This is a genomic window from Rhizobium alarense (assembly GCF_021555155.1).
GTDB lineage: Bacteria > Pseudomonadota > Alphaproteobacteria > Rhizobiales > Rhizobiaceae > Rhizobium_D > Rhizobium_D alarense.
This window is the reverse complement of the sequence record NZ_JAKGBU010000002.1, coordinates 73881-82181: the sequence shown is the minus strand read 5'-3', so window position 1 is coordinate 82181 and position 8301 is coordinate 73881. Positions and strand designations below refer to the sequence as shown.

The window sequence follows — 8301 nt, the reverse complement described above, 5'->3', positions numbered from 1 at the left end:
GCGGAGCGCCACGCCGACGCCGAGCGCGGCGTAGAGCGTGTGCACCAGCCCGCCCGTCATGATGCCGAAGACCGCCGTCAGCCCGGCGCGCCGGCCGCCCGACAGCGCGCTCGCCAGCACGAAGACCATGTCCATGCCCGGCACGACGATGATGCCGGTGAGAAGGAGGAAGAACAGCCAGAGGTTTTCGGCATAGGTCATGTCAGTTGTCCGTTGTAATGGATGCGCCGGCCGTTGCCGCGCATCCTGATTTTCAAAGGGTTGCACCGTGCTATAACGGAGACCAACTGACAGGGATGTGTCAGTTGTGTTGGAGGAGACATGCGCAAGGCGTCCCGCCTTTTCGAGATCATCCAGATCCTGCGGCTCGCCCGCCACCCGGTTACGGCGGCCGAGATCGCCGCCCGGCTGGAGGTGACGGTGCGCTCGATCTACCGCGACATCGCGGGCCTGCAGGCGATGCGCGTGCCGGTCGAGGGCGCGCGCGGCATCGGCTATATCCTGCGCCCCGGCTTCGACCTGCCGCCGCTGATGTTCACGATCGAGGAGACGGAGGCCGTCGTGCTGGCGCTGGCGCTGCTGGAGCGCACCGGCGACCGGGAGCTGAAGGCCGCCGCAAGACGCGTGTCGGACAAGATCGCCGGCGCGGTGCCGCCGCCGCTGCGCCAGACCCTGTCGGCCCGCGCGCTGCATGCCTGGGGCACGCCGGCCCCGGCGCCCGACGGCGTCGATCTGGCGCTGGTGCGCCGCGCCATCCGCGAGGAGGAGGCGCTTTCGATCGACTATCGCGACGAATATGCGCGCAGGACCGAGCGCACCATCCGCCCTATCGCGCTGATCTACTATTCCGAGACGGCGAACATCGTCGGCTGGTGCGAACTCCGGCAGGCGATCCGCAATTTCCGCGCCGACCGCATCGAGGACTGCGCCGCGACGGGCAGACATTTCCGCGGCGAGGGCGACCGGCTGCGCGCGCTCTGGGTCGACGGCTGGCAGGTCAACCAGGCGGCGGGGTGAACGGGGTCAGGCGGCAGGCGGGGCCAGCGCGGCCGCGACGGTGCGCCCGAAGGCAAGGATCCGGCTCTCCTCGCGGCCGAAGCCGCGCAGCTCGAGACGGTCGTCGAAGACGTCGACGACGGCAAAGGCATTCGTGCCGGCGGTCTCGACCATGCCCTTGAGATTGACGAAATGCTGGCCGCCGACCGCACCGTAGTTGCCGGCATGGTTGTGGCCGGAAAAGGCGGCGCGGAAGCAGCGATAGCGGGTCAGCAGCTCGACCACGGCCTCGCAGTCCCAGAGATTGTGCTCGTTGCGGGGGTAGAGCGGATAGTGCAGGAAGACGACGACCGCTTCGCCGTCGGCCTCCGCCTGGTCCATGACCTCTTCCAGCCAGTCGAACTGGGCAGCCCCGATGCCGCCGTTCCAGATATGGGCGTTGATCGCGCCCTCGACCTTCATCGCCGCCAGCCGGTCGCCGAACGCTTCCTGGCGCGGATCGCCGGGCGGTGCCACGAAGACGCTCTCGACATTGCCGTCGAGCACGACGAAACGCACACCGCCGAGCGCGAAATGATGGTAGGGCGCCGGCATGCCGAGCCGCTTGTGCACCTCGCCGAGCCGCCCGGGCTCCACCAGGAAATCGTGGTTGCCGGGCAGGAAGATCGCGCGGTGCCTGAGCGTTTCGTAGGCGCCCAGGACGGCATCGAAGCTCTCGAAGCCGCGATCGATGACGTCGCCGAGCGTCATGACGAAGGCGAGATCCTCGCCGTTGAAGACGGCGATCGCCTCCTCGAGCTTGCCGAGGCTTCTCGCATAGAAGCGGTCGAGGGTCGGATGACGCTCGATAGCGGCATATTGCGGATCGGCGACGAGGCCGAAGGAAAAGCGCGGCAGACGGGCGGGGTCGGTCATTCCGCCTCCATAGGCGGCGGGTATGACAGGCGGATGACGGAGGAGATGTCCGGTTCAGAGGCAGGCCGCAGCGGCCGAAGCGCATGTCACGTCCGCTCACAGCCGATCGCCAGATCCAGCGCACCCTCAACATGCAGCCGGACGACATCGAAGGCCGGGAGCGGATAGTCCGCCGTCTCCGCCAGCAAGGGAAGTTCGGTACAGGCGATCGCCGCCGCCTGGGCGCCCCGCCCGGCCAGGTCGCCGGCCATCGCGAGCAGGTTCCGCCGCGGAGCCTTCAAAAGTGTCACACGGCTGATAGACGCCATCATGCAATACCTCGAAAACCACAATGCCGACCCCAAACCCTTCGTCTGGACAAGGTCCCCCGCCCAAATCCTCGAAAAGGTTGCAACGGCGAAACAAACGCTAGAGTCACAACGCTAGCTCCCACATTTCCCGCGCCATCTTTCCAGCCTGTTCCAACCACGCTCGTCGCTCGTCGCGGGAACTTGTGGCGACGACGCCAAATAGCGCGCGGCTCACATGCTTCACGCCGCAAAATTCGAGAATGCACCGCCGCCAGATGTGATCGAGCGGGTCGCCGAAGTGATTCTTCTCACGTTCGGCCGGAGTGTTGCCCGTGTTCAGGATCAAAGCCGCGCGCGTCCGCAACAGGCCGATCGGATCGTCCCCGCTGTCCACGCCTTTGGCGAATGTGTAGGCGGCCTCCGGGGCGAACACGCGATCGATCCAGCCCTTCATCATTGCCGGCGGTGCGCCCCAGCAATTGGGATGAATGACAGCGAGCAGATCACAGGCACGAAGCTCGGCAATATGCGCTGCGACTGTCTTGTCCGCGGTCGACGTGCCCCGAGCTTCGGACGCGGACAGAAGCGGATCAAAACCTTCTGCGTAAAGATCATGAAAGACGACATCACACCCCGCGGATGTCCAAGCCGTCCGCACCGCTTCCGCCAGCGCGTGATTGAAGCTATCGGCAGCCGGATGGCAAACCACGACAAGCGCTTTCACAGGCCTCTCCCAAATGTGGTCTTCGTTTCAGGACGGATACCAAGCTTAACGCTTGGTCCCTAGAGCATTTCCAGTCGAAGCGAAATCGCTTCGGCGTCGGATAATGTGGTAAAAACAATATTATAGAGTATTTCCAGTGATCCTGTTTTCACCGGAAATACTCTAGGATTTCAGTCCCGCGACAATCGCACCGACGAGAGCCGCAAGGCGCCTCCCCATGCACTTCCGAGGAGCTCAAACCTTTGCGGCCGGCCCATTGTCGAATTCCTGTTGCGAATCGGCGGTGTGCGTAACGCGCGCACCCAGCCACTGCATCACATTGGCGAGAAACGGGGCGATCTCGCTCCCGATCGGGGTCAACGCGTAGCTCACCTGCGGCGGTGTCGCAAGGGCGAAACAAGCGTTGGAGTCACAGCACTGGGCAGCACGGATGACAGGAGCATGACGGCGGGCGGCTTCCCGCTTCTCCCCGGTGGGGAGAAGGTGGCCCGCGAGGCCGGATGAGGGAGGTGCCGCAAGCGCCGTGCCCGCCCCCTCATCGCCTCGCTTCGCGCGGCACGTCTCCCCGGCGGGGAGAAGAGGGAGGCTGCCGCGCAGCTCCAACGAAAAAGCCCCGGCGCGGTCGCCCGGCCGGGGCTCTGCATCCTGTAAGAACGGGACGCCTACCTGGTCGCCGCCTCGTACATTTCGAGCACGTAGTCCCAGTTGATCAGGCTGTCGACGAAGGCTTCCAGGTATTTCGGCCGCATGTTGCGGTAGTCGATGTAGTAGGAGTGCTCCCAGACGTCGACGCCGAGGATCGGCGAAGCGCCGTGGACCAGCGGGTTCTCGCCGTTCGGGGTTTTCGAGATGGCGAGCTTGCCGTCCTTGACGGAGAGCCAGGCCCAGCCGGAGCCGAACTGCGTGGTGCCGGCGGCGACGAAGTCTGCCTTGAACTTGTCGTAGCCGCCGAGATCGGAATCGACCGCCTTCTGCAGCGCGCCCGGCAGGCTCTTGCCGCCGCCGCCCTTCTTCATCCACTTCCAGAAATGGATGTGGTTGTAGTGCTGGCCGGCATTGTTGAAGAGGCCCTGGTTGGTGCCGTAGGACTTCTTGACGATCTCTTCCAGCGAGAGGCCGGCGAGGCCCGCTTCTTCCGCCAGCTTGTTGCCGTTGTCGACATAGGCCTTGTGGTGCTTGTCGTGATGGTATTCCAGCGTCTCCTTCGACATGAAGGGGGCGAGCGCGTCATAATCGTAGGGAAGCGGCGGAAGTTCGAAAGCCATGGCGGTTTCTCCTCTTGGCATCGGAATTTTTTCAATGAAATCCGTGACGGGAACATAGGGGCGGTGGTGGGGAGTGGCAACCGGTGCACCTGCCAAAATTTGCGTTCCGGCAGGAAATTCATTTCCCCCGAAATGCCCCGCCGGCGCCATGGAACCGCCACAGAACGACGCGCATTCTTCCCGTCATGCCGGCCGGGCGACCGGGCGGCCCGGATGAAAGGACCCGCCATGCGCACCGCCAAGACCGCCCTCCTCATCGCCCTGCCGATCGCCGCCGCCGCGACGCCGGCGCTCGCCTCCTCGGACGATGCCTGGGAGGCGTTTCGCGCCGACGTGGAGAAGGCCTGCGTCGCGGCGCTGCCGGAAAAGTTCCGCAAGCCCACCGTGCATGTCGACCCGACCGGCACGGAACGCTTCGGCATCGCGCTTGTCGCCGGCCGCTCGCAGAGCGAGAAGATGCGCGTCAGCTATGTCTGCGTCTACGACAAGCAGGCAAAGACCGTCGAACTCACCGGCGCCATCGGCCCGGAATTCGTCCGGGTGCTGAACGACAAGCAGCGCGCCAAGGTGCTGGAACGGCGCGCCGCGGCCGCCAAGGGCGAGACGTCGCCCCAAGGCGCGCCGGAGGACGACGCGGAGGAATGAGGCGCTCTCACGCCGCCCGGCGGTAGGCGAAGCTCCTGCCGTCGGAAGTCGAGACGAGGCCCATGCGGTGCAGCGAGGCGAGCACTGCGGAGACGGCGGGCAGGCATTTACGGCCCTGTTTGAAGGCGCTGGCGATCGTCGCCGCGTCGACGGCGCCCTCGGCCTCGATCAGCTGGTGCAGCACGGCCGGCGTCTGGTCGCGCTCGTCGGAGGGGAAGGCGGGCTTCGGGCCGGAGACGGCCTCCAGGATCGCCTCGCCGAGATCGGCCTCCAGCTGCTCGGCCTTTTCCTTGTCCGAGCCGAAGCGCGGGATCTGGTAGTCGGGGCGCAGCCAGCGCACCAGCCCGCGCTTTTCCTCCTTCGCCCGCTCCTTGTTGAGCGCGACGAGGCGAGCAAGCACCTCCTCCTCCGCAAGGTCGACCGGCCAGCCATAGGCGTCGGCCACGGCGGCATCCAGCCGCTCGTGCAATTCCCTGATGATCAGCACCAGCCCGTCGTCGAAGATGCGGCGCTCCTTCGCATCGAGATCATCCGGCTTCGCGCCCGCCTTCAGCCGCTCCAGCACATTGTAGAGCCCGGTCAGCGTCAGGTGCTCATGTTCAGCCAGCACACGCTTGCGATGGGCGTCCAGTTCGTCCGCGATGGCGCCGATTTCGGCCATTTGCGCGTCGGTGGCGGCGGGGAACGGGAAGGGGTCGAAGCAGCGGGATTTCGAGTAGCGGGGGTCATTGCCGATTCCGAGCCATCCGCCAGCGCGTAGCGCCCATACGACGTGGAAGCGCGATGAGAGAACGCCGAGCGGATAACCTTCGCTCAAACCGATGGCGACAAGCATGTTGTCCGGCAGGATCGACGCGTCAAGGAACTGGAAGACGCGATGCTTGGCGGTCTCGACGGTGGCGATGTAGCGCGGGAGGTCGCTCATTGCGGGGCGTAAGTCCCGCCTCGGCTCTCCAAAAATCCACCAGTTGTCGCGATAGGTTGCACGGTTGTTGCCGTCACGCTCCGGCTTAACCGTTGAGAGAACATGCTGATAGACAACCGGGTAGCGCGTGCGTACCTGCTCGGCGCTCAGTCCGAACAGGTCGATCACCATGACGCCGCGCGGACGGTCCATCAGGTCGCGGCCATTCCGGTAAATGCGGATATGCCTTTCAAGACCCGGCAGACGACCGAGACCAAGAAGTTCGGCTTCCTGTGGGCTCACGATGAAGCCGGAGCCGTGTAGCTTCATACCCGGCGAGCAGATTCCGTAGTTCGCCTTGAGTTCTGCGGCGTTCGTCACATCCACCCCAACCGTCAGATCCGAATTCACCTTCCCGCGCTTCTCGTCGAACAGGATCACCGGGCTGTCGGTCTCGACGCCCTCCTCCGCCGTCACCTCCAGCAGCAGGCCGTCCTGCTTGCCGGCTTCGGCGACGGTCATGGCGATGCGCACGGCGGCGCTGTCGCGCGTCACCTTGGTCCAGGGATGGTCGGGGATCGTCATGACGATCGAAAGTGGCTTCTTCGCCGCGAGATAGGGTTCCATGACGCGGCGCTGGAACACCTGGCTGATCGAATTGGTGGTGACGAAGCCGAAGCGCTTCAGTGCCGTGCCCTTCTTCAGCAGGATGTCGGCCGAGCGGTCCCACCAGTACATGACGAAATCGGCGCTCTCGTTCATGTGGGCATGCGCCTTCCACAGCGCCTCGGCATAGGCGCCGCCCATACGCGCGCGGATATCCTTGCCGCCGACGAAGGGCGGGTTGCCGACGATATAGTCCGCCTCCGGCCATTTCGGCCGGCGCGGATTCGGATAGGTCTCCTGTCCGTCCACCACCTTCGGCATCGGGTAACCGTCCCAGACAAGCACCGCGTCGCGGTTCTCGATGTTGTGGAAGGCTTTCAGGATCGGTTCGGAGGGGGCGACGCCCTTGTTGCGGAAATGCCATTGCAGATGGCCGATCCACAGGACCAACTCGGCAATCGCCGCCGCGCGCGGATTGACCTCCAGCCCGAGGAACTGGTGCGGATCGACCGTGTGCCGTTCGAGCGCCAGCCCCTCCTGCCCGCCCAGGTCGTTCAGCGCCTCCAGCACCTCGCCTTCCAGCCGCTTCATCAGTTCCAGCGAGACATAGAGGAAATTGCCGGTGCCGCAGGCCGGATCGAGCACGCGGATGCCGCAGAGCCTGTCGTGGAAGGCGGCGACCGTCCGGATCGCCGCATCGGCCTTGCCCTCCGCCTTCTGCCGGTCGGCGGTGGAGCGGGCATTGTCCCATTCCGTGCGCAGCGGATCGATGACGGTGGCGATCACCAGCCGTTCGACATAGGCGCGCGGCGTGTAGTGCGCGCCGAGCTTGCGCCGGTCGGCGGGATCCAGCGCCTGTTCGAGGAAGGTGCCGAAGATCGCAGGCTCGACATCCTTCCAGTCGTAGCCGGCGGCGGCGGCAAGTTCGCCGATTTCTTCCTTCGCCAGCGGCAGGGCGCGGCGGTTCTTGAAGAACTCGCCGTTGAACTTCTTCACCTGCTCGCGGATGGTGGCGGAAAAGCCGCCCTCGTCCATGGCCTTCCACAGGTCCTGCATCATGCCCGGAAAGATTTCGGGTTTCTGCGCGCAATCCTTCAGGAGCGCCTTGAAGCTGTCCTTCGGCAGCAGGTCGACATCCTCGGCGAACATGGTGAAGAGCATGCGCATCAGGAACATGGCCACCTCCTCGGTGGCGTGGCCGGATTTTTCGAGCGCCTGGCTGACCCTGGCGATGCGGGCGGCGATCTCGCGGGTGACGCGGGCGGCGTGACGCGAGGGATCGAGCGACAGCGGATCGGTCCAGATGGCGATCAGCCGGGCGCGCACCGTCTCCTCGCGCAGATCCTCCAGATAGATGCGGAAGGAGCGGCGGTCGGGGAACTGGTCATAGGCCTTGCCGTCGCGGCGGAAATTGGCATAGACCTCGATGCAGTGGCCGACGTCGCAGACCAGCACGAAGGGCGGCGGCTCATGGGCGGCCGGCAGCAGGCGCACGTAGTTTTCGGCCTGGGCGCGGGCGTTCATCATCAGCACGTCCCAGGCGCGATTGGCGCCCGCGCGGCGGCCGCGCGGGGCGGCGGCGTCGAGGCCGGGAAGCTGCGGCGTCTCGATCTTCTTGTCCCCGAAAAGGCGGCTCTGCTTGGCCTCCAGGACGAAGCAGTCGCGCTTGTAGAGGTCGATGCGCTTCGGCGTGAAAGTACCGTCGCGGCCGGGATCGCGCACCGTGCGCTCGAAGACGTAATCGTTCGCCTCGTGCCCGGCGGAGGCCGGATCCGCATGGGGCAGGTCGAGCAGGTCGCAGAGCTCCGTCAGGAACAGCGCATAGTTGGCCCGTTCCTGTCCGCCCTCCTGGCCCTGCCAGCGTGCGATGAAGGCCTCGACGGCTCTTGTCACTCTCGTCTCTTCCCCCGGCATTTTCGTCGATCTTAAGGCTGCACGCCGTGCGTGCAAACTGCA

Annotated in this window: 7 protein-coding genes and 1 pseudogene; 2 read left to right on the top strand and 6 right to left on the bottom strand. The window is 65.4% G+C overall.

Features of this window, described 5'->3' with window-relative positions:
- Nucleotides 1-201 (bottom strand): annotated as a pseudogene (locus LXM94_RS01145) (LysE family translocator); the annotation flags it as partial.
- Between the two features lie 120 nt (nt 202-321).
- Between LXM94_RS01145 and LXM94_RS01140 the strand changes: the two are divergent.
- On the top strand, nt 322-1017 hold the full coding sequence (locus LXM94_RS01140; RefSeq protein WP_235769308.1) for a helix-turn-helix transcriptional regulator: 696 nt from the start codon (nt 322-324) through the stop codon (nt 1015-1017).
- A 6-nt stretch (nt 1018-1023) separates the two neighbouring features.
- On the opposite strand, the gene LXM94_RS01135 is transcribed toward LXM94_RS01140, so the two are convergent.
- The 4 genes from LXM94_RS01135 to LXM94_RS01120 form a co-directional block, all read right to left on the bottom strand.
- Complete coding sequence (locus LXM94_RS01135; RefSeq protein WP_235769307.1) at nt 1024-1911, bottom strand: metallophosphoesterase; 888 nt, start codon at nt 1909-1911, stop codon at nt 1024-1026.
- An 86-nt stretch (nt 1912-1997) separates the two neighbouring features.
- On the bottom strand, nt 1998-2222 hold the full coding sequence (locus tag LXM94_RS01130) for a hypothetical protein (protein WP_235769306.1): 225 nt from the start codon (nt 2220-2222) through the stop codon (nt 1998-2000).
- A 103-nt stretch (nt 2223-2325) separates the two neighbouring features.
- Complete coding sequence (locus LXM94_RS01125) at nt 2326-2925, bottom strand: NAD(P)H-dependent oxidoreductase (RefSeq protein WP_235769305.1); 600 nt, start codon at nt 2923-2925, stop codon at nt 2326-2328.
- A gap of 662 nt (nt 2926-3587) precedes the next feature.
- Complete coding sequence (locus tag LXM94_RS01120; RefSeq protein WP_235769304.1) at nt 3588-4190, bottom strand: superoxide dismutase; 603 nt, start codon at nt 4188-4190, stop codon at nt 3588-3590.
- Between the two features lie 213 nt (nt 4191-4403).
- On the opposite strand from LXM94_RS01120, the gene LXM94_RS01115 reads away from it, so the two are divergent.
- Nucleotides 4404-4835: a hypothetical protein gene (locus tag LXM94_RS01115; RefSeq protein WP_235769303.1), complete on the top strand. Its 432-nt coding sequence runs from the start codon at nt 4404-4406 to the stop codon at nt 4833-4835.
- 7 nt (nt 4836-4842) lie between these two features.
- On the opposite strand, the gene LXM94_RS01110 is transcribed toward LXM94_RS01115, so the two are convergent.
- Nucleotides 4843-8238 carry a class I SAM-dependent DNA methyltransferase gene (locus tag LXM94_RS01110; RefSeq protein WP_235769302.1) on the bottom strand — a complete coding sequence of 1132 codons (3396 nt, stop codon included), beginning with the start codon at nt 8236-8238 and terminating at the stop codon, nt 4843-4845.
- Nucleotides 8239-8301 lie beyond the last annotated feature (63 nt).

What these genes read in the sequence shown, in the direction of transcription:
- LXM94_RS01115 (WP_235769303.1), top strand. Translation starts at nt 4,404, where the DNA reads ATGAAAGGACCCGCCATGCGCACCGCCAAGACCGCCCTCCTCATCGCC.
- LXM94_RS01130 (WP_235769306.1), bottom strand. Translation starts at nt 2,222, where the DNA reads ATGATGGCGTCTATCAGCCGTGTGACACTTTTGAAGGCTCCGCGGCGG.
- LXM94_RS01135 (WP_235769307.1), bottom strand. Translation starts at nt 1,911, where the DNA reads ATGACCGACCCCGCCCGTCTGCCGCGCTTTTCCTTCGGCCTCGTCGCC.
- LXM94_RS01140 (WP_235769308.1), top strand. Translation starts at nt 322, where the DNA reads ATGCGCAAGGCGTCCCGCCTTTTCGAGATCATCCAGATCCTGCGGCTC.
- LXM94_RS01120 (WP_235769304.1), bottom strand. Translation starts at nt 4,190, where the DNA reads ATGGCTTTCGAACTTCCGCCGCTTCCCTACGATTATGACGCGCTCGCC.